Source organism: Anaerovorax odorimutans (assembly GCF_024459955.1).
Classification (GTDB): Bacteria; Bacillota; Clostridia; order Peptostreptococcales; family Anaerovoracaceae; genus Hominibacterium; species Hominibacterium odorimutans_A.
In genome coordinates this window covers 56,586-80,500 of the sequence record NZ_JANFXK010000008.1, presented here as the reverse complement: position 1 = coordinate 80,500, position 23,915 = coordinate 56,586, and the positions used below count along the sequence as shown (strand labels likewise).

The window sequence follows — 23,915 nt, the reverse complement described above, 5'->3', positions numbered from 1 at the left end:
CGCATTTCCTTCGCTTTACCGCCTTATTACCGATCTCCGCTTACTGTCCGCCCCCCTCACTGCTACCACAAAATTACCAAATTTTGGACGGACATTTTTCTGCAAAACTTTGTTATGCTGAAATAAAAAGGCTCAGCGATTCCCGGGCAGAGACGTCTGTCGGGAATGTTCACCCTATGAAAAAAGTGTTACAAAATGAAAAAAATAAAAGAAAAATTACCCCTGCTGTTACAAAATGGAGCAATTGGCCGTGGCTCCTGTTTCCAGCGGCAAGGACGCCCGCTTTTTAGAAAGGTTGATATTTCAATGGAAAAATAAAAGCTTTTAAAAATTCAGTAAATTGGCACAGTTGTTGCGTTATATATGGACAAAACCAAAACACTTGGAGAGGAGGAGATCGATGGATCTTGGAATTAATGGAAAGATTGCGATTGTAACGGGTGCGGGGAAGGGAATTGGAAGAGCCTGCGCATTAGCGTTGGCAGCGGAAGGAGCAAATGTAAGTTTAAATGATCTTGATGAAGAGGCGGGTAATGCAGTTGCAAAAGACGTTAAAGCTATGGGTGTTGATGCTATTTTTGTTAAAGGCGATGTATCAAAAGAATGCGATGTTAAAGAATTGTTTGCCAAGACTTATGAAAAGTATGGACACATTGATATACTCATCAATAATGCAGGAATTTCTCCTAAGCTGCCGTTTTATGAGATTACTGCGGAGCAATTTGGCCAGGTATTAGATGTTGATTTAAAAAGCAACTTCATGTGTTCAAAGGAAGCCTTTGCATATATGAAAGATAACGGTTGGGGCAGGATCGTAAGTCTTTCATCGCTGGCAGGTGTTTATGGAGGGATTAATTCGGCAGCACATTATTCAGCTGCTAAGGCAGGAGTCATTGGATTGACTAAAACTTTGGCAAAACAAGTAGGTAAATATAACATAACTGTAAATTGTGTTGCGCCTGGGAGAATTGATACTGAAATGACCAGAATGTTATCTCAGGAAAAACGTGATGAGGCTTTAAGTAGGATTCCGCTAAAGAGATTTGGAAGCGTAGAAGAGGTAGCAAATACCGTTGTATTTCTTGCTTCCGAAGGTGGGTCATATATAACGGGGGCCTGCGTAGAAATATTAGGAGGATATACAGGTTAGGAGAATTGAAATGAGAGCAGTTGTAAAATTTAAAGATGGTAAAGATGGTTGGGAAATTAGAGATATTGAAAGAATCACCCCAAAAGATAACGAAGTAGAGATAAAAGTAATGGCTACAGGTATTTGTGGTAGCGAATTGCACTTATACCATGATAATCATACTTACGCTCCTCCGGTTGTTGTGGGGCATGAATTCTGCGGAGAAATAGTCAGGGTAGGGAAAGATGTAACTAAGTGGAAGATAGGGGATCGCGTAGTAAGTGAAAATAATAAGAGCGTTTGTGGTGTATGTGAATTTTGCAGAACAGGCAGGCCGATCTTATGTCCGGAAAGAAAACCAGTTGGATATAAGGTGAACGGCGGTTGGACAAGCTACTTTTGTACACCGGAGCACTTACTAATTAAGATACCTGATAATGTTTCGTTTAATGAAGCGGCAATGACCGAACCGGTAAGCGTGGCAACGCAGGCGCAGATTGTAAGAAACACAGTTAAAATCGGAGATGTTGTGCTTGTACAAGGGTGTGGAACCATTGGATTAATAAATGCAATGGTAGCAAAGGCGATAGGTGCGCAGAAGGTCATATTAACGGGCACGAATGTTGATGAACAGATGAGACTTCCGATTGCAAGGAAGCTGAATATCGACAGAATAGTTAATGTTGAAAAAGAAAATTTGAAAAAAATTGTCATGGAAGAAACAGACCGCATGGGTGTGGACGTTATAGTTGAGGCGTCAGGTGCAGACCCTGCGATTTATGGTATGGTCGAGCTTCTTAAAAAAACAGGAAATATTGTAGCAATAGGCGAAACTGCAAGACCTGATCTTCAGTTCCCCTGGGTTGGGGCAGTATTTAAGTCATGTACCATAACTTATTCATTTGGTGCAACCTATGAAGCATGGCAGTTGGCGTTAAATTTGATGGGACAAGGTAAACTTCATTTAAATGAACTCATAACTCATGAGATACCTTTGGAGGAATTTAGGAAGGGGTTTGAGCTGTTGGAAAAGAAGGAAGCGTTGAAAGTTATTATGCATGCCAGTGATTACTAGATCCAAAAACATAGAGGCTTCAATAATTATACCTATGGAATAGGTTGATTATAATCTTGCGGGTATTAAGTACATCGATTAATGCGTCAAATTAGAACTATTTAACTTATTATGAAAATAGGAGGGGAAAATGAAAAAGAAATTATTAATATTAATGATGACCCTGGCCTTGGCAACTGTGTGTTTTCTGACGGGCTGCGGCGGAGACAGTAAGACAACATCAAAATCAGATGACGAAGTCTATACCATTACTTGCGCGCATCTTTGTACGGAAGACGATTCCATGCATGTAGGTGCATTGCATTTTAAAGAGACTATAGAAAAGGCATCCGATGGAAGAATAGCCGTAGACATTTATCCGAATAAACAAATGGCGACTTCCGATCCTGAGATGATTGAGATGTGCAGAAATGGAAGCATTCAGATGTGTATTACCACGAATTATAATTCTTGTGGATTAAATGAAAATTTGAAGTCACCATACATTTTTGATTATCCGTATTTGTTTGAATCATCGGAGGAGCTTTATGCAGTCGCTGACAGTGAGATTGGGCAGAAAGTCAATGATGATATTGCCGAATTATCAAACGGTGTCATAACGTTTGGAGGATATACACCATCATGGTATCAGATCATTCTTGCTAAGGATAAAGTTGAAAAAATGGCCGACTTCAAGGGATTGAAAATCAGATCACCTAATTCAACTCTTAACGTAGCATATCTCACAAAGTTCGGTATTAACCCGACTGTTGTAAATTATGGAGAGGTATACAGTGCTATGCAGCAGGGAACTGTTGACGGCGCATATGTTGCGGCAAACCTGATGTGCAGTGAAAAATATTATGAGATTTGTGATTATGTTGCTGAAATAAATACCTGCCCGCATTATTTGCTGCCTTACTACAATAAAGAATTTGTTGAATCATTACCAGAAGATTTGCAGAAGATTTTTAATGAATGTGCGGAGGAATATGTGCAGTGGATAAGGGATTACTGTACGGGAGTTGCAGAAGAATCAATGGAAACATTAGCTAAAAATTGTGAAGTTGTTAAATTTTCGGATTCGGCTATGGAAGAAATGCGTGAAGCCGGACGTTCAACATGGAAAGAAACAGCTGATGTATGCGGAGGAATGGATTTAATCAACGAAGTACAGGCGTTCCTCGAGGATTACAGAAAAAATAAATAAAGAGTAATTATTATATTCGCAAGATATGTTTGCCCCACAATACTTGAAAAAGGTCAGGTGTTGTGGGGTCATAATTAACATTTAAAAGGAGTATATAATGGTCAAGAAATTTTTAAACAATTTTGAGGGCTGGTTTTGTGGGCTTATATTAGCAATAATGCTGGTTTTGCTAGTGATGCAAGTGGCTCTCCGTTGGGTAGGACAAACAAATACATGGTCTGAGGAATTAGCGAGATATATGTTCGTTTGGGTTGTATATGTTGGAGGAAGCTTCGCGGCTCAGAAGGATTCTCATATACGAATCGATTTGGCTTTGCGGGTTTGGCCTAAAAAAGTCAGACCGTTTGCAAAAACATTGGGGAATTTACTTTGGATTGCATTTGGTATATTCCTTTTGATGCAATCGTTAATTCTGGTCAGAAACAGCTGGGTCGGAGGAACATATTCAATATGCTTAGGAATCAATATGGCTTACGCTTATGTAGGAATAACTATAGGATATGGGTTAATGGTTATAAGAGTTATTCAGTGTCAGTTGATTCCTTCAATAAAAGAAATAATCCATAAGAATGTGCCAAGTGAAGGCGGAAAGGAGGTATTATAATGTCCACAGGATTATTATTAATATTAACGTTTGCGGTATGTATTTGCTTGGGAATGCCTATAGCCTTTGCACTTGGATGCACAGTGGTAGTCGGAGCAGCTACTGTACCAGGCTTAAGTTTTATGACGATCATGCAGACATCATTTGCGGCAATTGATAGTTTTACATTAGTAGCTATTCCATTTTTTATTTTGGCAGGAGAGATAATGCTGAAAGGTGGCTTGTCGGAAAAACTTATAGAATTTTGTCAGGTCTGCGTAGGAAATAAGAGAGGCTCACTTGGAATCGTTGCGGTAATTGCTTGTATGATTTTTTCGGCTATTTCAGGTTCGGGACCGGCAACCGTAGCGGCAATAGGTGGATTGCTTATTCCGGCCATGAAAGAGGATGGATATGATGAAGGATTTACATGTTCGTTGATTGCGGCGGCAGGCTCTATGGGACCTGTTATCCCGCCAAGTATTCTGTTCATAATGTATGCGGTAGTAACGGGAATATCTGTAACGGACTTGTTTATAGCAGGTGTTTTGCCGGGCATCGTTATGGCAGCTTGTCTTTGTGTTTTCTGCTACGTTATCGCAAGAAAGAAAAAGTACGGAAAACTGGATCAACCGCCATTTGATATTAAAGACTTTTTTAGGGCATTAAAAAAAGCAATATGGGCGCTTCTCGTGCCAGTCATCATTCTCGGAGGAATCTATGGAGGATTCTTTACTCCGACAGAAGCGGCAATAGTGGCCTGCGTATACGCATTGATCGTATCGTTGTTTATATATAAAGATTTAAAAATAAAAGATCTACCTCAGATTTTTATAAGCACAGGTTCGACCACCGGATACTGTCTTGCCTTTGTCGGCGCTGCGCAGGTACTGGGGAAACTGCTGGCTATGATGAAAGTACCGGCTACCATAACAGATCTTTTGGTGTCATTTACAGACAGTAAAATTGTCGTATTACTGTTATTGAATATCGTATTGCTTATTATTGGATGTTTCATGGAACCTGTATCCAGCATATTAATTTTCGGTACACTCATGAGCAGCATCGCGGCAGCGTTTGGCGTTGATCCAATTCACTTTGGCGTCATCATGATTGTGAACCTAGTAATAGGAATGTGTACGCCTCCTGTAGGAATTAATATGTTTGTAGCAGCAGGCGTTGGCGGGATCAAGCCGGAGAATATGTTTAAATGGCTGTTTCCGTGTATTGCGGTGTTGATAGTTGCGCTTCTGATTATCACTTATATACCAGCAATTAGCTTAGGCTTATTTTCTATCTTTGGTTAAAATATTTGTTGGAGGTTTTTATGTACGATATGATTATTAAAGGCGGCATGGTAATTGATCCAAACGGTGAGCTCAACGCCGCAGAAACAATATACATAAAAGATGGAGTGTTTAAAAAGCATTATCCGGAAGAGTCCGAAGATGCGCTGAATGTAATTGATGCTTCGGGATGCTATGTGGTTCCAGGACTGATAGATCCTCATGTCCATGTCTATAAAGGTGGAGGAAGTTTTGACTTAAATACTTCAGCAGATTTGTATTGTATTCCCAACGGAGTTACTACTTGTATTGATGGTGGAAGCACCGGCCCCCTGGATTTTGAAGGATTATTGAGAAGTGATGCCACATATTCAACGACAAACGTCAAAGCCTTGTTACATCTTTGCTTTCATGGGGTCCTGCCCTTGGGTTATGATGAGGATGAAGATCCGGAAGCCTTTGATTTGGCTAAGGCAAAAAGGCTTGTTAAGCTTTATGGGGGAAAAGAACTGGTAGGGCTGAAAGTGAGAATGCACAAAAAATCAGCAGGCAAATATGGAATCAAACCTTTACAAAAGACGATTGAATTCGCAGAAGAGGTTGAACAGACGCTGGGAAAGAAATTGAGCGTTGCGGTGCATGTTACCGATCTGGCGGACGATATTACAATCGAAGACATTGTTTCAGTAATGAGAAAGGGAGATGTATATACCCACACCTATATGGGGATAGGTCCAAAAACTATTATAGGCAGTGATGGAAAAATTATTGATAGTATTGTCAAAGCAAGGGAAAAGGGGATCATTTTTGACAGTGGTGGAGGATCGCGAAATTATAATATGAATATTCTCAAAGAAGCATTTGAGCAGGGGTTTTATCCTGATTTTATTAGTACGGATGGTGTTGGAACGACCGCATATAAAAATAATTTTTCCATATTACACCATGCAAGTTTGTATATGAATCTTGGAATGAGTATCGAAAAAATTATTAAAGCCATGACACTCACGCCAGCTGAGTGTTATGGCATAATAAACGAAGCAGGTACATTTATGCCACAAGCAAACGGCGATGTCGCTATATTTAAAATTATAGACAGGAAGCGAATTTTTAATGATGCATGGGGCAACTCATATGTTGGGGAAAAGTTGATAGTACCTATGGCAACAGTAAAAAACGGACGCATAGCATTTATGCAGATATTTATGTAAAGGTAGTAATAAATTAGAAAAGTAAACATAGTGTATAGGTTTATCTACGGAGAGCCTATACATTTTGTTTTCTTCTGACTATATAGGCATCACCCTTGCTTGATGCCGTACTTCTTAATCTTCCGATACAAAGTATTGCGGGCGATCCCCAGATGCTGCGCGGTAGCCTGTATATTGTAATCATACTTTTCCAGAGCATCGATAATCAGCAGCTTTTCATAGTCCGTGAGAACGCTGCCGGCATCGGAGGTTTCTGCGGACTCATCCTGGGGAGGATCGCTGAGAATCAGCTGATTATCCTGCTTCTGATAAAACTCAAAGATTCCGTTGTAAGTGCAGATGTCGGAAATGGAGATGACATTGTTATTGTTGACCCTGGAAAGAACCAGACAGCGCTCCAGCACATTCTCCAGTTCCCTGACGTTTCCCGGCCAGGAATAGCTTTGCAGCAGCCTGCGGGCATCCTCGTTGAGCTTGATGTCCCGCTTGAACTGCTTTGAAAAATTGTAAATAAAGTTGTCGATCAGAAGATCCACATCCCCGGTCCGTTCCCGCAGAGGCGGAATATAAATGGAAATCACATTGATCCGATAGTAGAGGTCATCGCGGAACTGGCCGTCCTTGACCAGCTGCCAAAGATCCTGATTGGAGGCGGCGATGATGCGGATATCAATGGAGATCTCTTCGGTCCCGCCGACCCGCACGATGGTTTTGCTCTGGAGGGTACGCAGCAGCTTGGACTGCATTTCCATGGACATGGAATTGATCTCATCCAGGAAAAGCGTGCCGCCGTTGGCTGCTTCAAATTTGCCCACCTGCCCTTCCCGTTTGGACCCGGTAAAGGAGCCGCCCACATAGCCGAACAGCTCGCTTTCCAAAAGTGAATGGGGGATAGCCGAGCAGTTGATGGGGACAAAAGGTCCGCTGGAATAATTGCTTTCATTGTGGATGGATTGGGCGAACAATTCCTTCCCCGTACCGCTTTCTCCCAGAATGAGGATGTTGTTGTCCAGCTTTGCCGTTTCCCTGGCCAGCTTGACGCACTGCTGCATTTCAGGACTCTTGCCGATGATATTATCGAAGATATAGGCGGCTTTGAACTTCTGGGCGCAGGCAGCACCCGATGATTTGCCGGTCAGCGCTTTTTTGAAGACGCCGATGGCCATAATCAGCTTGCCATTGTCATTGGTGATGGGCTTGATGGTAGTAAAAAAAGCGCTCTGCGCCGAACCGATGCTGAGTACGACCTTGCGGTTGGAAACCGCGTGCTGAGAGTTGAGTACCTCCCGGAAGGGATTTTTACCCCATATGGTTTCGCAGTTGAACCCGATAAGGCTGTTCCAGCCCTCTCCCAGCATACTCTGGGCGGCAGTGTTGGAAAAGAGGATTTTGCCGGTATTGTCCACCACAATGGCCGGCTCTTCGATCATTTCAATAACAGAGGAAATGGTCTTTTCGTTGATGCCGGAATAGGAGCGGATATCCTTGGAGATCAGATATTCGATATAATACTTCAAGGTGACAAGCATACCCAGCGTATGCTTGTGCATGGGCCAGCAGTTTCCCTCCACAGTGAGTACGATCAGCAGATTGCCGGAGGCGTCGAAGATGGGAACGGAGGCGCAGGTGAGCCCGTGGCACATGGTTTTATAGTGTTCGTAAGCCATCAGCTGCACCGGGCGTTCCAAAAGAGCGGCCAGGTTGGTCGATGTGGTACCGGCATCAGCTTCTGCATGGCTTTCCCCAATAATCAGCTCTCTGCGTTCCGAATCCTGGCCGGCGATTTTTTTGCCAAAGCGCATCAAAAGACACAGCTCCTTATCGTACAGGTCGATTCGGTAGCCGGAGTCGCGGATATTGTCAGCCGTTTCCTGCAGGATCGGACGCACCAGTTCGATGAGCCAGTTGTTATTTTTCAGCTTTTCCGATAACACGTGGAGCGGAACGGTGGTCACATGTTCGTCATAAGGGTCCATGCCCCTGTCCTTGCAGCGCTGCCAGGAGCTGAGGACTTCCGGAGAAATATCAATGGACGAGGGTATGCGGCCCGTACTCATAAAAGTTTTCCAGGCCTGCTCTTTTGCCGACATGTTATCCTGCAGCAGCTTCCATTCCGTCAATACATCTCCGTTCCAATTGTAAATCGTCATTATGATATCCTCCTGTCGTTGTAAAAAGAAAATGTTTGCGCTTTTATTATATATCAAAGAACTGACGAAGTCTTCGCCAGTTCCTGGAATTAAATTTATTTTGCTGCCTTACCTTGGGATGAGAGCCTGCGGTATTTCCGCCGCCCGTTCCGTGCGCACGTCCAGCACGGCCGGTCTGCCTGCGGCCAGAGCGTCACGGATAGCGGGACCGACATCTTCCGGCTTGTCCACCCTTCTGGACCAGCAGCCGTAAGTTTCGGCGATTTTGGCAAAATCAATGTCCGGATACTCATACCGTTCATGAATCAGTTCCATCTGATCCTTGTAGACCAGGGAAAGGTCGGGGCGACACTGAACCAGCGCCATATTGTTGTTGATGATAGTCACCGTATTGATTCCGTTGCGGGCAGCTGTTTCCATCTCGTTGAGATGATAGTAAAAGGCTCCGTCTCCTGTGAAACAGATGACCGGACGGTCAGGAGCGGCGCATTTTACTCCCAGAGAAGCAGGATAGCTCCAGCCCAGGGAGCCAGCGGCCCGAAGGTATTTCTGAGAAGGCTTCATGCGCAGCATGGTTGACGACCATACGGCGGAGTAGCCGGTATCCGCCACCAGTACGGCGTCATCAGGCAGAGCTTTGCTGATTTCCAGACAAAGGCGTTCCGGACGCATGGGCAGGGTACTGCGGTTTTGCTTCTCTTCGTATTCTTTCAGCGTTTCCACAACGTAGCCCCGGGCGGTTTTCCTCCAGGCAGGGCGGCCGTTTTCCTGCGTTTCCGCAAGAAGCTGGCCTAAAACGATTTTCGCGTCTCCTAAAAGATTTACGGAGTTGGGATAATTTTTCCCCAATTCCAAAGGATCGATATCGATCTGGATGACCCGTGTGCTTTGAGCAGGCACTTTCCAGGACAGCGTTGTCTGATCCCCGGTCTGAGTACCCACGAAGATCACCAGATCCGCGTCCATAACCGTACGGTTGGCGCAGTCCATGCCGTATTCACCGACAATGCCGCACCACAATTCGGACTGCTCGTCGATCAGCGCCTTTCCATCGGGCGAGGTAACCACCGGAATATCGGCTTTTTCAGCCAGAGCGACCGCTTCCTTTCCGGCTCCTGACAGCGAAGCTCCCCGCCCAAGAACGATTACCGGTCTTGCTGCCTTATGGATTTCCTCTGCGGCAAGGGCCACATCGCTCTGCTCTGCTGCCGGACGAAACGGCGGGTACTGACTGTATCTGGACTCGATGGCGATCGGCTGTGATACGCTTCCCACCTCAATGACTCTGCCCGTGTGGTTGCTCAGATCGGCGTGGACCGGACGAGGCTTTCCCGTCACCGCTGCCCGGAAGCATTGCCTGAGAACTGTGGGCAGCTGCTCAGATTCGGAGACATCGGCATTGAATTTGGTGATGCCCTCATAGAGAAGGCAGTGGTCCGCTTCCTGATAGCAGCCTCTATATTGATAAGTGGGCGGCTTTTTCCCTGTAAAGGCAATTACGGGAGAATTGGCCAGCCATGCTTCGTGGATGCCTCCGGCCAGATTGGCGGAGCCGATGGACTGGGACATGCAGACCCCCGGTTTTCCTGCCATGCGGGCATATCCGTCAGCCATGTAGGCGGCGGCGTTTTCCGAATGGGCCATGATCCGTGTCACATCCATTTCTCCGAACTCACGGTTCACCATCCGGAGCATAGCCTCCACGTAAAAGATATGGGTCAGGCCGTAGCCTTTCAGTGTACCTGCGATAAATTGATAGCCAGGCATTTTTTCACTCATTGTTTCGTTCCTCCTTAATTAATGGAATATTGAATCTTTGCCCACATAAAACGCAAAAAGCGTACCAAACTATGGCCTCTCTGCTTCCGGCAGAGACACGATGAAGGGAGAAACGCTGGAATTACAGCGACCGGAGCACTTTGAATTTTTTCGAATAGTGTGAAAAAAAGGAGGTGATCGGACCGGGAGAAAATAAAATGTTAAAAAAGAGTGCAGTATGATTTTTGCGGGTGTTACATAGTGGAACATGTTTTTTGCTGTATAGCTTTCTACAAATCGGTCAAAAATAAAGTATAAATATGTCAACTTTTTTAGCAAACTAGTACCATTTTTTGAGAAAAAAATGACAAAACTGCTGCGTATGAATAAAAATACGGTATACATGGCGTGAAACAATTGATAGACACGTTGAAATGATCGGAAAAAAATTTCCGATTAGCCGTGAAACTATTGAAATTAAAGGAGCGTGCAAGATTGTGATTAGTCAGAATTGATTGAAAATAACTATTTTTTCATAACGCTTTTTTATTAATATTCACTCTGTTAATATATATAGGTAGGAATTGTAATTTTTTATTAAAAAGGTGACGAAAGGAGGGAGTGCATATGCAGGACGTTATTGACAGAATCAAATCCGCCGAACAGGAAGCGGAAGATCTGAAAGCGGCGGCCCACAAAAATGCGGACGACGCAGCGGCCCAGGCAAAGGTGGATGGAAAAAAACATATCGAAAACACCATCGCCAGCGCCAACAAAGAAGCGGCCGGGATCATAAAGCAGGCGGAAGAAAACGCCGCGGCCTCAGCCGCTGAAAAAATCGCTGCCGCGAAGAAAGAAGCGGACGAGATTCTGAAGATCGCAGAAAGCAGAATGGACCAGGCGGCACTGAACATTGTGGAAGGGATCGTGGATAGCTTATGATTGAAAAAATGGAAAAAGTCTATATCTACGGTCTCAGAGGGCAATCCACAGACATTTTGGAGGACATACAGCGATGCGGCGTCGTAGAACCGACTGCGACCCAGTCCATGCTGGAAGAAGACGTTGCAAAGACCCTTGCGAAAAGTGAGAGCGCCGATCTTTCCAGAGAGGAAGATCTGATCGACAAGCTGGACGAATGCATCGCGGCCCTGAAAGAATTCGGTGAGAAGAGAAGTCTTTTTTACAAGCGGCCTCAGGTTACCTACAAAGAACTGACAAATGACCAGGTCCTTCTCGATACGATGAAGACCTGCGATCACATTGAGGGCATTGTAAAAGAAAGAAATCGTTACCAGAAAGAACTGGCGAAAGCAGAGTTTGAAAAGGCTTCCTTTGTCCCGTGGCAATCCCTGGATGCGGAGATTTTAGATTTTAAGACACAGCGCACCAAGCTGTTGTGCTACGTCTTACCGGCTCCCCGCGATATAGAGGAAGTGGAGCAATCCGCCAGGGAAAAGGAACTGGATGTCTATTTGAAAAAGATATCTGAAGACGATGAGAACAAATACATCATCGCCCTGTTCCATGAGAAGGATGAGAAAGCGGTCAGAGAGACCATCAGCATTTTCGGCGCCAAAGAATTTACCCTGGAAGGCGTTTCCGGAACCTTCAAAGACAACATCAAAGCCTGCGAAGAAAAAATTGTCCGTCTGACAAAACAGATGGAAGGGGAAAACGAAAAGCTGAAAAAACTGGCAGACAAAAGAACGGAGCTGGAAATGGCCTACGACGCCATCAAGGTCCGTATGGACTGTCTTTCCAGCAGGGATAATCTGCTTCATACAGGAAAAGTCGATATCATAACCGGATGGGTGGTAGCGGAGAAAAAGGATAAGGTCAGCAGAGAGCTGGAAAAATACACCTGCTGCTACGAATACGTTCAGCCGGAAAAGGACGAGGACTTCCCGGTGCTGATGAAAAACAGCAAACTGGTGGCGCCCTTCGGAGCATTGACCGAAATGTATTCTCTGCCCAACGCCAACAGTATGGATACCAACTGGGCCATCGGATTTTTCTTCTTCCTGTTCTTCGGGATGATGCTTTCCGATGCCGGATACGGACTCCTGCTCACCATCGGAGGTCTGGGAGCCGCCAAGCTTCTCGATCTGGGAGAAGGCATGAAGAGGCTTTTAACCATGCTGGGCATCAGCGGTATATCCACCATCATCTTTGGTCTGATATACGGAAGCTTTTTCGGCGATGTGATCCCGTCGGTAGCCAAAGTCTTCTTTGGAAAAACCGTTGAGATCCCGCAGCTGATCGATCCGCTGACACAGCCGATGGTCGTTTTGGGAATCTCCTGCGGACTGGGTGTCATTCACCTGTTCCTGGGAATGGGCTTCAAAGCCTATCTGATGATTAAACGGGGCGACAAGTGGGGAGCGCTCTTCGATGTGGGATTCTGGTATATCTTCCTGATCGGACTGCCTCTGCTGCTGCTGCCGGGCCAGCTGAAAATGATCGGCATTGTAATGTCCATCGTTGGCGCGCTGGGTCTTATCTGCACGCAGGGACGGGCAAAGCCCACCCTCTTTGGAAAGATTTCATCCGGGGTCATGAGCCTTTATGACGTAACCGGATATTTCTCCGACGTGCTGTCCTATTCCAGAATACTGGCTCTGGGTCTGGCCACAGGAGTAATCGCCAGCGTTGTCAATACCATCGGTACTCTGACAGGCGGCGGTATTGTAGGAGCAATTTTATTCATCGTAATCTTTGTCTTCGGCCACGCGCTGAACATGGCGATCAACGCCCTGGGCGCGTACGTACACTCGGCCAGACTGCAGTACGTTGAATTTTTTGGAAAATATTATGAAAGCGGCGGCAGAAAATTCGAACCGCTGAAAGCAAGAACGAAATATGTAAACGTAACGGAGGAAAAATAAAATGGAAACTTTTGGAACTTTATTTACAAACGGTAACTTTTATGCGTATTTAGGCGTTGCCCTGGCAGTAGGCCTCTGCGGTATCGGTTCCGCTAAGGGCGTAGGTCTTGTAGGTCAGGCGTCCTCAGGCGTGCTGAGCGAAGACCCGGAACGTTTTGGTCAGTGTCTGGTACTGCAGGCTCTTCCTGGTACACAGGGTATCTACGGATTCCTGATCGGATTTATCATCATGCTCAACAGCGGAATGATGAGCGGCGACGTTCAGCTTTCCGTAGGAACAGGCGCTTACATCCTGGCTGCTTCCCTTCCCATCGCGCTGGTTGGACTCCTTTCCGGTATCGCCCAGGGAAAAGTTGCCGCGGCAGGTATCAACATTATTGCTAAAAAGCCGGATCAGCTGTCAAAGGCCATGGTTTCCGCAGCACTGGTAGAAACTTATGCTATCTTAGCATTCCTGATTTCAATGCTGTTGATTTTCAACATCGAAATGTAATCGGAAAGGGAATTCGTTATGGATAATATTTCAAAAATACTGGAAGCTATCCGGGCGGAAGGACAGGAAGAGGCGGACAAAATCGCTGAGGCGGGACAGAAGAACGTGGACGAAATCGCCAGGCTCTACAGCGAGGAAGCAGGGATCGAAAAGGACGCCATCCTGAAAAAAGCCAAAAAGGAAGCGGAAGAAATCACACAGAGAGGGATTTCCCAGGCCGGTATTGAAAGCCGCAACACCAAGCTGACGGCAAGACGCGCGGCGCTGGAAAAGACCTTTGAAATGGCTGCTGACAAATTGGCGCAGCTGCCGGAAGAAAAAAAGCTGAAAATATACAAAGGGCTGATCGGAACCTACAGCGGCAGTAAACAGGTGACCGTTGTACTCAATGAGGCCGATCAAAAAGCCTTTGGCAAGAAACTGGCCTCCGAGGCGGGCCAGGCCCACGGCATGGAAGTGAACCTGGCGCAGCAGCCGGGCGACTTCATCGGCGGTCTGATCATCCAGGAAGGCGAGATCGAAACAAACTGTACCTTTGAAGTGCTCATAAACGATAGAAAGAAAGAGACGGAATCACAAGTTGCGGCAATGCTTTTCGCATAAAGGAAAGGAAGGTATGTATTTATGGAAAAAGACGATACAAAGTACCTGCACGCTGCGGCAAGAGTCCACTCTCTTGAAAATCAGCTGATCTCACAGCAGGATCTTTTGAAAGCTATCGAAGCGGCCAATGCCGAGGATGCTTTTAAATCCCTGGCCGGGAAGGAAATGTTCCGGGACGTCACAGCGGGCGACTATGAGGCCGCCTTTGAAAGGGACCTGCTGAGAACCTATCAGCTCCTTGAAAATATAACCGAGCAGTCGGAAGTGACCTATGTATTCCGCTATCCGGCGGACGGCCACAATCTGAAGGTGTATGTAAAAGCAAAACTGGCGGACGGCGAGTTCGGCCATCTGTATAAAAAGACCGGTACCTTTACTCCGGAGCAGATGGAAGCGGAGCTGGCGGCAAAGCGCTTTGAAAAGGTTCCCCCTGTTCTGGGAGAAGCGGCACTGGAGGCGGAGGACCAGCTGGCAAAGACCAGAGACTCGCAGATCGTAGACATTATTATCGACAAAGCGGTCCTGACTCTGATGAAACAGAAGGCGGAGGAGCTGGATAACCGGCTGCTCATCGAGTATGTGGAATCAAAGATCGATCTGATCAACATTGAGACCGCAGTCCGTCTGATCCGCATGAAGAAGGACGCGTACGAGGTAAGACGAATCTTCGCCGAGGGCGGCACCATTGACCCGAGGGATATCGACGAGGGATATTCGGCAGGATACGAAGGCATCAGCCGTCTTCTGGACAAAGCGGGCAAGCGGCGCAGAATGGAAAAGAGCGTACCGGCCCTGAGGCACGGAGAACCGCTGACTGTCTTTGAACAGAATCTGGACGGCTGCTTTAAGGATCTCTTTGACAAAGCCAAAGTAATTCCTTTCGGATTGGAACCGGTGATCGCGTTCCTGTACCTGAAAGAGCGGGAGATTCGGGCCGCAAGACTGGTGCTGGTGTCCAAAGTGTTCGGACTGCCCAAAGAGCAGATCGTAGAAAGGTTGAGGTACATCTATGCAGACTAAAATCGCAGTGATCGGTGACCGCGGCAGCGTGCTGGGCTTCAAGGCAGTCGGGTTCGACGTCTTTGAAGTTGCGGGAGAGCCTTCCATCGCCAGTCTGGTAGCGGACCTGGCAAAACAGGAATACGGAATCGTATTCGTGACCGAAGAGCTCATCGCGGCCAACCTGGACGTGGTTGAAAAATATAAGGACGATATGCTTCCTGCCATTCTCCCCATTCCAAGCAGAAACGGAAGCCTGGGAATCGGCATGGAAAACATACACAAGAACGTAGAGAGAGCCGTAGGTGCGGACATCTTTAATAACTGATAAAAAGTAGGTGAAAAAATTATGGATCATGGACAAATCGTAAAGATTTCCGGTCCCCTGGTCGTTGCGGAAAACATGAAGGAAGCCAACATGTTCGACGTTGTCCGCGTAGGCGACCTGGGTCTGATCGGTGAAATTATAGAAATGAGAGACGACAAGGCCTCCATCCAGGTATACGAGGAGACAGCCGGCTTAAAGACCGGCGACAAAGTCGTTACCACGGGCGAACCGCTTTCCGCGGAATTAGGGCCCGGAATCCTGGAAATGATCTTTGACGGTATCCAAAGACCGCTGGAAGTAATCAAAGCAAAGACCGGAAGCAACATCGCAAGAGGCGTGGAAGTTACTTCCCTGGACCACGATAAAGAATGGGACTTTAAACCCACTGTCAAGAAGGGCGATAAAGTTATCGCCGGCGATGTGATCGGGACCGTGGACGAGACCAAGCTGATCGTACACAAGATTATGATTCCTGTGGGTATCGAAGGAACCATCGAAGAAATAAACGGCGGCATGCACAAGATCACAGACACGGTAGCCAAGGTGAAAATGGCCGACGGCGCTGTGAAGGAAGTGACGATGCTGCAGAAGTGGCCGGTAAGAAAGCAAAGACCTTTCAAAAATAAATTATCTCCGGAAGTTCCTATGATTACAGGACAGCGTGTTATCGACACCCTGTTCCCAATCGTAAGAGGCGGAGCCGCGGCTGTTCCGGGACCTTTCGGATCCGGAAAGACGGTCGTACAGCATCAGCTGGCAAAATGGTCGGACGTAGACCTGGTTGTATACGTAGGCTGCGGAGAACGTGGTAACGAGATGACCGAGGTACTGATGGAGTTCCCGGAACTGAAAGACCCGAGATCCGGCGAATCCCTGATGAACCGTACCGTACTCATCGCCAACACTTCCGACATGCCGGTAGCTGCCCGTGAAGCATCCATCTACACGGGAATCACCATTGCGGAATACTTCCGTGACATGGGATATTCGGTAGCCATCATGGCTGACTCCACATCCAGATGGGCGGAGGCCCTCCGTGAGATGTCCGGACGTCTGGAAGAAATGCCGGGTGAAGAAGGTTATCCTGCTTACCTGACATCCAGACTGGCCCAGTTCTACGAGCGGGCAGGCGAAGTTCAGTGTCTGGGCAGCGAAGACAGAACCGGTACACTGACCGCCATCGGAGCCGTATCTCCGGCCGGCGGCGACAACTCCGACCCGGTTGTACAGTCCACCCTGCGTATCGTAAAGGTATTCTGGGGACTGGATTCCGGTTTGGCATACAAGAGACATTTCCCGTCCATCAACTGGCTGACTTCTTATTCCCTTTACAGCGAGACCATCGGAAACTGGCTCAATAAGAACGTTGCCGACGACTGGACCAAGTGCGTGACAGAGACCAACAAGCTGCTCCAGGTAGAATCCGAGTTGGAAGAAATCGTAAAGCTGGTAGGCTACGATTCCCTGTCCCCGTCCGACCGTTTGATTCTGGAAGCTTCCAGATCCATCCGTGAGGACTACCTGCAGCAGAACGCTTTCGACGACGCGGACGCGTACACTTCTCTGAAAAAGCAGTATAAGATCCTGAAGATGGTTCTGACCTTCTACAATGAATCAATGGTAGCTCTGGAAAAAGGCGTGGATATAAACCGCATTCTCAATATGGATGTGCGTGAAAAGATCGCCAGAGCAAAATATGTCAGTGAAGACGAAATGGAATCCTACATGGAAGACACTGCGGCCGCACTGACCAAAACCCTGGATCGGCTGATGAAAGAGGAGGTGGCTGGCTAATGTTAAAAGAATATAAAACGATTTCCGAAGTAGCAGGTCCTCTGATGCTGGTAAAAGGCGTTGAGGGCATTGCCTACGACGAATTGGGTGAGATACAGCTGCAAAACGGCGAGAGAAGAAGATGCAAGGTACTGGAAGTAAACGGCGACGACGTACTGGTACAGCTCTTTGAAAGCTCCGCCGGAATCAACCTGCAGGACAGTAAGGTAAGCTTTCTGGGACATTCTCTGGAACTGTCCGTATCGGAAGACATGCTGGGAAGAGTATTCTCCGGCATGGGGCAGCCCATCGACGGCGGCCCGGACCTGATTCCGGAAAAGAACGTGGATATCAACGGACTGCCGATGAACCCGTCAGCCCGTGTTTACCCGGATGAATTCATCCAGACCGGTGTTTCCGCCATCGACGGACTGAACACCCTGGTAAGAGGACAGAAGCTGCCGATCTTCTCAGGCTCCGGACTTCCTCATGCCAAGCTGGCTGCGCAGATCGCAAGACAGGCCAAGGTGCTCAAGGGCGAATCCAACTTCGCCGTAGTATTCTGCGCCATCGGTATCACCTTCGAAGAATCGGACTACTTCATTTCCGACTTTAAAGATACCGGAGCTATTGACCGTACCGTAATGTTCATCAACCTGGCCAACGACCCGGCGATCGAGCGTATCGCTACGCCGCGTATGGCTCTGACAGCAGCCGAATACCTGGCCTTTGAAAAGGATATGCACGTGCTGGTTATCCTGACGGATATCACCAACTATGCCGAAGCCCTCCGTGAAGTATCTTCCGCCAGAAAGGAAGTACCGGGACGCCGAGGCTATCCGGGCTATTTGTATACGGACCTTGCTACTCTTTATGAGAGAGCGGGAAGAAAAGAAGACAGTGAAGGATCGATTACCATGATTCCGATCCTGACCATGCCGGAAGACGACAAGACTCATCCGATCCCTGACCTTACCGGATACATCACAGAGGGACAGATTATTCTTTCCAGAGAGCTTTACAGAAAGAACGTAATGCCTCCGATCGATATTCTGCCGTCTCTGTCGCGACTGAAAGATAAGGGTATCGGACCGGAAAAAACAAGAGAGGACCATTCCGGAACCATGAACCAGCTCTTCGCGGCCTATGCCAGAGGTAAGGACGCTAAGGAGCTGATGACCATCCTCGGTGAAGCCGCTCTGTCGGAGACCGACCTTCTGTACGCCAAATTCGCAGAAGAATTCGAGCAGAAATACGTTTCCCAAGGGTTCACCACAAACCGCGAAATCGCAGAAACTTTAGACATCGGCTGGGAACTTCTCTCCATCCTGCCGGAAAGCGAGCTGAAGAGAATTAAGCCGGAAATGATCGAGAAATATGGCGTTAAAAAAGATAAGTAAGGAGGCGGGGATATGGCAGTTTTACAAGTAAACCCGACCCGTATGGAGCTCTCCAAGCTGAAAAAGCGCCTGACCACATCCATGAGGGGCCACAAGCTCCTCAAGGATAAGCGGGATGACCTGATGAAAAAATTCCTTGAGCTGATCCGTGAAAACATGGATCTCCGGGTTCAGCTGGAAGAAAAAATGGCTCAGGTATACGCAGGCTTCGTGGTGGCTGGTGCCGCCATGGAGGACGCTTCTTTGCAGGAGGCTCTCATGCTGCCCCAGCGGCAGGTATACGCCAGCGTTAAAACGAAAAACGTCATGAGCGTTAACGTGCCGGACTTTCAGTTCACCGATACGGGCGATGAAGGCAGGGATATTTACCCCTACGGCTTCGCCTTTACATCCGGCGAGCTGGACGCTTCTGTGGACGCGCTGCAGGAAGTTCTCCCCCTGATGCTGGACCTGGCCAGGGTGGAAAAGACGACCCAGCTTTTGGCAGAAGAAATAGAAAAAACAAGAAGAAGAGTAAATGCTTTGGAATATGTCCAGATTCCGACGTTGCAGGAAACCATCAAAAGTATTACAATGAAGTTAGACGAAAACGAAAGAAGTAATCTGGCGAGACTGATGAAGATCAAAGATATGATGATTGCCCAGCAGCGGCAGGCACAACAGGAGTAATATGAAACTGGACTATAGAATCGACGGAAATAACTTTGACATGGCCGGAGAGGCATCGAGCAGCGTCAAGAAAACCTTGGCGCAGCTGGGTGTGTCTCCGCCTGTTATAAAGAGGGTAGCTATCTCCATGTATGAGGCTGAGATCAATGCCTTTATTCATGGTGGCGGCGGCAGCGCCCATGTGGATATCGACAGCAGCCGCATTGAAATTATAATTGAAGACGCGGGAACGGGTATTCCGGACCTGGATCTGGCTATGCAGGAAGGCTGGTCCACAGCCAATGAGCAGGTGCGCAAAATGGGCTTTGGGGCCGGCATGGGCCTGCCCAACATTAAAAAAAACGCCGACGTGCTGGAAATCGAGACCGCGCCTGGCCAGGGAACAAAAGTAAAAATCATTATAGATATAAAATAAGTAGGAGGTGCCTATGAAAGTAAAAGAATTGGCCCAGAGTCTGGGCGCGCAGCTTCTGACATCCGGCGGAGACGCGGAAGTGACCGGCGTGTACGCCTGTGATCTTCTCAGCCGGGTCATGAGCGGATGTGAAGAGGGAAACGCCTGGATCACGGTGCAGACCCATTTGAACGTGCTGGCGGTGGCCGAACTGGACGAGGCGTCCTGCATTATCGTTCCCGAGGGAATCACTGTCGAGGCGGGAACCGCTGAGAAAGCGGAGGAACAGGGGATCGCCATTCTTTCCAGCGAGATGACGACTTACGAGCTTTGCTGGAAGATCCATCAGCTGCTGGCCTGAGGCGGCAGCGCTGTCATGAATTATTATTATGATTTTCATATCCACTCGGCCCTTTCGCCGTGCGCAGAAGAAGAAATGACGCCCAATAACATTGTGAACATGGCCCTGGTCAACGGCCTGGACATGATCGCCGTGACCGACCACAATTCTGCTAAAAACCTGCGGGCCCTGTGGCAGTGCGCGGCGGACAAACCGCTTTTGCTGGTGCCGGGGATCGAGGTGGAATCGCTGGAAGAAGTCCATGTCAGCTGTCTGTTCCCCCGGGTGGAGGAGGCAGAAGAAATGGGACGTTTCGTAGGAGAGCATCTCCCTGCCATGAAAAACAAGGAGGAGATTTTCGGCCCCCAATACATATTTGACGAGGAAGACCATCTGGTGGGAAAGGAAGAGCAGCTTTTGCTGGTTTCCACGGATCTGACGGTCGAAACGATATTCTCCGCAGCACTGGATTTGTCGGGGTGCGCGTACTTTTCCCACGTGGATCGGGATTCTTACAGCATTCTGTCGGCACTGGGGACTCTGCCCCCATCCATTGAGACTTCAGTGGTGGAGGTGTCCGACACGCCCTGGGGACGCCAATTTGCCCGCCAGAGAAAGGATCTGGCTGAAAAGCGGTTTCTCTACTCTTCCGACTGCCACAGACTGGCCGACATGAGCCAGAAGAAGAACTGCATCGACTTGCCTGAAATCACGACGCGCAGCGTAATCAATTGGATAAAAGACATGAGGTGAATACAATGAAAGAACTGTCTCTGCATATCATGGACGTTATGCAGAATTCCATAACAGCGGAAAGCTCCAGAATCGCAATCAGTGTGAAGACCTGTGACAACGACAGGCTGCTGACGATCACGGTAGAGGATAATGGCTACGGAATGGATGAAGAGACGCTGAAAAGAGCCACGGATCCCTTCCATACCTCCAGAACCACCCGGCTTGTAGGGCTGGGACTGCCGATGTTCAAAGAAGCGGCGCTGCTCACAGGAGGAGATTTTGTTCTGGAGTCGGAAAAGGGAAAGGGTACGGTGCTGACGGCAGTATTCGTCAATGGGTCCATCGACCGGCAGCCTCTGGGCGATCTGGGAAACGTATTTTTCCTTACCATGCTGTCCCATCAGGATTTGGAGCTTTCGCTGGTACTGTCCAGCAGCAGAGGGACCTTTTACTTTGAAAGCAAAAAATTCGCGGCAGCTTTGGAGCGCCGCGGCGACAGCCATATGGACGCGGCTTTCGGCGCGGAAACATTTATCAATGAACAGGCGGAAATGATCTTTAAGGATATTCTGCCGGAGATGGGAGGTGGCCTCCGTGGAATTGAAGGAAGTTGTAAGGCTGATAAAAGGCAGGCTGCTCTATGAAACGGAGGAAATTCTCAATCGTGAATATTCCTATGCGGTAGCTTCCGACCTGATGAGCAATGTGATGCTGGACACGGCCGATGACAGCCTGCTCATCACCAGTCTGGTGAACCCCCAGGTGATCCGGGCTTCGGAGATGATGAACATAACCTGCATCATCCTCACCTGCGGTAAGACGGTTACCGATACCATGATGGAGCTGGCCAAGACGAGAAATATCGCGCTGGTTGAAACCCACTTTACCACCTTTACCGTATGCGGCAAGCTGCACAATATCGGCATGCGGGAGGGCCCGCTGACATTAGAAGTCGGCCAGGTGACCTCCATACAGCTGGATAAGGAGCGGTGCATCGGATGCATCCATTGCGTCCGCAACTGCCCAACAGAGGCGATCCGGGTTCGGAGCTGGAAAGCGACCATTACTCCGGAACGCTGTATAGAATGCGGCATGTGCGTTAAGGTCTGCCCGAGACACGCTACCCGCCCTGTGGTGGATACGCTGGAAAAGATGAAGGACTACGACTATAAGATCGCCATACCGGCCACATCCTTTTTCGGACAGTTTAAAGGAATCAAATCCAGGAACCATGTCCTGACCGCCTTGAAGCAGATCGGCTTTGACGATGTCTACGAAGAAGCCATCGGTGCTGAGATGATCAGCTACGCCACCAGGAAGCTGCTGGAATCGGGGAAGAAAGAGCTGCCCCTCATTTCATCGGGCTGCCCTTCGGTGCTGAAGATGATCCAGATTTGCTATCCTAACCTGCTGGATCATGTGGTGGACTATCGGCCTCCGGCGGAGGTTGTCGCCGGCATGGCGCGGCGTGAAGCTGAGAAAAAATATCCGGATAAAAAAATCGGCATTTTTTTCATAGCGCCCTGTACGGCTAAAATTTCCTTTATTAAGGAAAGCGATGAGGTAATCGAGACTGACGTGGACGTGATGGTCGCCATCTCCGAGGTCTACAAGGAGGTGCGGGCCAAGCTGAAGACTTTAAAGGATTCGGAAGTGGAAGATCTGGAGCGGGCCGGCGTCATGGGACTGCGCTGGACCAATCCGGGCGGAGAGAGCCTGGCGCTCAATACGGATAAATTCATAGCAGTGGACGGCATTGACGAAGTGATGGACATCTTTGAAAAGGTGGAGGACGAGAAGCTGGAAGGCGTGGACTTTATCGAGGCGGAGGCCTGTATAGGCGGATGCTTCGGGGGCTCGCTCACGGTGGAAAACAGCTATTCGGCCAAGGCCAACATGAAGGTGATCCTGGATGAAGCAAAAGCGAAATACGGAGATCAGATACTGAACCTGCCGGAAAGTGAAGAAGGATTAAAACGGAACCGGGAGCTGCACTACCGTCCGGTGCTGCAGTTGGATCAGGATTTGAGCGTATCGCTGAAAAAGATGGAAGAAATGGGCAGAATCGTCAGTGCTCTGCCCGGTGTAGACTGCGGCGTCTGCGGGGCTCCGACCTGCAAGGCTTTTGCAGAAGACATTGTACGCGGTTTAATTACGGAGAGAGCGTGCATCATTCTCAACCGCACGCGTGGGAGGTAGAAAAATGAAGACATTAGAAGAACTGGAAAAGATCAGCAGAGGCGAAGAAGAAGCCAAGAAAACAGGAAAAAAGATCATTTCCGTAGGTATGGCTACTTGCGGTATCGCGGCGGGAGCCAGACCGGTGATGAATTCCTTTGCCAATGAGATCCGTACAAGGGGCCTGAAAAACGTCGATCTGACGACAATGGGCTGCATCGGCATGTGCAAGCTGGAACCCATCGTAGAGGTCTACGATGAAGACGGAATCAAAACCACCTATATCAAGATGACCGCCGATAAAGCCGCGGAAGTAGTGCGCCGTCATATCATCGGCGGAGAAGTCTGCAAAGAATATACGGCAGAATAAAAATTTTTTTAAAAAAGTTGTAACAATATACAGGTCAATTGCATCTTATATTATAGAAGGACAAAATAGGGGACCAAAGATGTGTATTGTTTAAATTAGAGTATGTGTGCTTGTAAAAGGAATTTGGGAATAGAACACTAAAAGCTGCGGGAGGGAACGCAGCTTTTTCATTGTTTGAAACCAAAATTGGCAGAATGTTTGTTTGAATTACCAATAACGCCCGAGTAAAATTATGTATATACACCAAAAAATGATCGTATCCTCTTGACAGGAAGCCCTTTAAGCGATATAATCAAACACAAATTTAATACCGTCCATAAACCGATGAAGTGGAGATAAAAACAGATCGTGCACTCACAGAGAG

General features: G+C 47.9%; 24 protein-coding genes. 22 read left to right on the top strand and 2 right to left on the bottom strand.

Annotated elements, in window-relative coordinates:
* Positions 1-195: 195 nt before the first annotated feature.
* The 7 genes from NE619_RS08650 (at position 196) to NE619_RS08620 (ending at position 6,473) form a co-directional block, all read left to right on the top strand.
* A complete protein-coding gene (locus NE619_RS08650; RefSeq protein ID WP_256132015.1) occupies positions 196-318 on the top strand; it encodes a hypothetical protein in 123 nt (40 codons plus the stop codon).
* Positions 319-400: 82 nt separating this feature from the next.
* Positions 401-1,150 carry an SDR family NAD(P)-dependent oxidoreductase gene (locus NE619_RS08645; protein ID WP_256132014.1) on the top strand — a complete coding sequence of 250 codons (750 nt, stop codon included), beginning with the start codon at positions 401-403 and terminating at the stop codon, positions 1,148-1,150.
* Between the two features lie 10 nt (positions 1,151-1,160).
* Positions 1,161-2,204, top strand: coding sequence for a zinc-dependent alcohol dehydrogenase (locus NE619_RS08640; RefSeq protein ID WP_256132013.1), 1,044 nt, complete (start codon positions 1,161-1,163; stop codon positions 2,202-2,204).
* A 130-nt stretch (positions 2,205-2,334) separates the two neighbouring features.
* Positions 2,335-3,393: a TRAP transporter substrate-binding protein gene (locus NE619_RS08635; protein WP_256132012.1), complete on the top strand. Its 1,059-nt coding sequence runs from the start codon at positions 2,335-2,337 to the stop codon at positions 3,391-3,393.
* Between the two features lie 97 nt (positions 3,394-3,490).
* Positions 3,491-3,997, top strand: coding sequence for a TRAP transporter small permease (locus NE619_RS08630; protein WP_256132011.1), 507 nt, complete (start codon positions 3,491-3,493; stop codon positions 3,995-3,997).
* Positions 3,997-5,283, top strand: a complete 1,287-nt coding sequence (locus tag NE619_RS08625; RefSeq protein WP_256132010.1) for a TRAP transporter large permease — start codon at positions 3,997-3,999, stop codon at positions 5,281-5,283. Before NE619_RS08630 ends, NE619_RS08625 begins: the two co-directional genes overlap by 1 nt.
* Positions 5,284-5,303: 20 nt before the next feature.
* A complete protein-coding gene (locus tag NE619_RS08620) occupies positions 5,304-6,473 on the top strand; it encodes an amidohydrolase family protein (RefSeq protein WP_256132009.1) in 1,170 nt (389 codons plus the stop codon).
* Positions 6,474-6,562: 89 nt separating this feature from the next.
* Here the strand turns inward: NE619_RS08620 and NE619_RS08615 are convergent, their stop codons facing one another.
* Together NE619_RS08615 and NE619_RS08610 are read right to left on the bottom strand one after the other, a co-directional pair.
* On the bottom strand, positions 6,563-8,623 hold the full coding sequence (locus tag NE619_RS08615; RefSeq protein WP_256132008.1) for a sigma-54 interaction domain-containing protein: 2,061 nt from the start codon (positions 8,621-8,623) through the stop codon (positions 6,563-6,565).
* A gap of 108 nt (positions 8,624-8,731) precedes the next feature.
* Positions 8,732-10,402: a thiamine pyrophosphate-binding protein gene (locus NE619_RS08610; RefSeq protein WP_256132007.1), complete on the bottom strand. Its 1,671-nt coding sequence runs from the start codon at positions 10,400-10,402 to the stop codon at positions 8,732-8,734.
* Positions 10,403-11,008: 606 nt separating this feature from the next.
* Here NE619_RS08610 and NE619_RS08605 point away from each other — a divergent pair.
* The 15 genes from NE619_RS08605 to NE619_RS08535 are packed head-to-tail and all read left to right on the top strand — an operon-like array spanning position 11,009 to position 23,551.
* Entirely contained in the window at positions 11,009-11,323 is a 315-nt protein-coding gene (locus tag NE619_RS08605; protein WP_256132006.1) for a hypothetical protein, read from the top strand.
* Positions 11,320-13,269: a V-type ATP synthase subunit I gene (locus NE619_RS08600; RefSeq protein ID WP_256132005.1), complete on the top strand. Its 1,950-nt coding sequence runs from the start codon at positions 11,320-11,322 to the stop codon at positions 13,267-13,269. Before NE619_RS08605 ends, NE619_RS08600 begins: the two co-directional genes overlap by 4 nt.
* Position 13,270: 1 nt before the next feature.
* Positions 13,271-13,762 carry a V-type ATP synthase subunit K gene (locus NE619_RS08595; protein WP_148398526.1) on the top strand — a complete coding sequence of 164 codons (492 nt, stop codon included), beginning with the start codon at positions 13,271-13,273 and terminating at the stop codon, positions 13,760-13,762.
* An 18-nt stretch (positions 13,763-13,780) separates the two neighbouring features.
* Entirely contained in the window at positions 13,781-14,365 is a 585-nt protein-coding gene (locus NE619_RS08590) for a V-type ATP synthase subunit E (RefSeq protein WP_256132004.1), read from the top strand.
* A 21-nt stretch (positions 14,366-14,386) separates the two neighbouring features.
* Positions 14,387-15,385 carry a V-type ATPase subunit gene (locus NE619_RS08585; RefSeq protein ID WP_256132003.1) on the top strand — a complete coding sequence of 333 codons (999 nt, stop codon included), beginning with the start codon at positions 14,387-14,389 and terminating at the stop codon, positions 15,383-15,385.
* Positions 15,375-15,692 carry a V-type ATP synthase subunit F gene (locus tag NE619_RS08580; RefSeq protein WP_256132002.1) on the top strand — a complete coding sequence of 106 codons (318 nt, stop codon included), beginning with the start codon at positions 15,375-15,377 and terminating at the stop codon, positions 15,690-15,692. Before NE619_RS08585 ends, NE619_RS08580 begins: the two co-directional genes overlap by 11 nt.
* Positions 15,693-15,713: 21 nt before the next feature.
* Positions 15,714-17,486 carry a V-type ATP synthase subunit A gene (locus tag NE619_RS08575; protein WP_256132001.1) on the top strand — a complete coding sequence of 591 codons (1,773 nt, stop codon included), beginning with the start codon at positions 15,714-15,716 and terminating at the stop codon, positions 17,484-17,486.
* A complete protein-coding gene (locus tag NE619_RS08570; protein ID WP_256132000.1) occupies positions 17,486-18,865 on the top strand; it encodes a V-type ATP synthase subunit B in 1,380 nt (459 codons plus the stop codon). The genes NE619_RS08575 and NE619_RS08570 overlap by 1 nt, the downstream gene beginning before the upstream one ends.
* Before the next feature lie 12 nt (positions 18,866-18,877).
* Positions 18,878-19,534 (top strand): V-type ATP synthase subunit D, encoded by a 657-nt coding sequence (locus NE619_RS08565; protein WP_256131999.1) that lies wholly within the window; start codon positions 18,878-18,880, stop codon positions 19,532-19,534.
* A 1-nt stretch (position 19,535) separates the two neighbouring features.
* The gene (locus NE619_RS08560; protein WP_256131998.1) at positions 19,536-19,949 is read left to right on the top strand and encodes an ATP-binding protein; all 414 of its coding nucleotides are present in this window, start codon (positions 19,536-19,538) and stop codon (positions 19,947-19,949) included.
* A 13-nt stretch (positions 19,950-19,962) separates the two neighbouring features.
* Complete coding sequence (locus tag NE619_RS08555) at positions 19,963-20,289, top strand: AraC family transcriptional regulator (RefSeq protein WP_256131997.1); 327 nt, start codon at positions 19,963-19,965, stop codon at positions 20,287-20,289.
* 15 nt (positions 20,290-20,304) lie between these two features.
* On the top strand, positions 20,305-21,021 hold the full coding sequence (locus tag NE619_RS08550) for a PHP domain-containing protein (protein ID WP_256131996.1): 717 nt from the start codon (positions 20,305-20,307) through the stop codon (positions 21,019-21,021).
* A 5-nt stretch (positions 21,022-21,026) separates the two neighbouring features.
* Entirely contained in the window at positions 21,027-21,647 is a 621-nt protein-coding gene (locus tag NE619_RS08545) for an ATP-binding protein (RefSeq protein WP_256131995.1), read from the top strand.
* Entirely contained in the window at positions 21,598-23,202 is a 1,605-nt protein-coding gene (locus tag NE619_RS08540; RefSeq protein ID WP_256131994.1) for a [Fe-Fe] hydrogenase large subunit C-terminal domain-containing protein, read from the top strand. Before NE619_RS08545 ends, NE619_RS08540 begins: the two co-directional genes overlap by 50 nt.
* Before the next feature lie 4 nt (positions 23,203-23,206).
* Positions 23,207-23,551 carry a (2Fe-2S) ferredoxin domain-containing protein gene (locus tag NE619_RS08535; protein ID WP_256131993.1) on the top strand — a complete coding sequence of 115 codons (345 nt, stop codon included), beginning with the start codon at positions 23,207-23,209 and terminating at the stop codon, positions 23,549-23,551.
* Positions 23,552-23,915 lie beyond the last annotated feature (364 nt).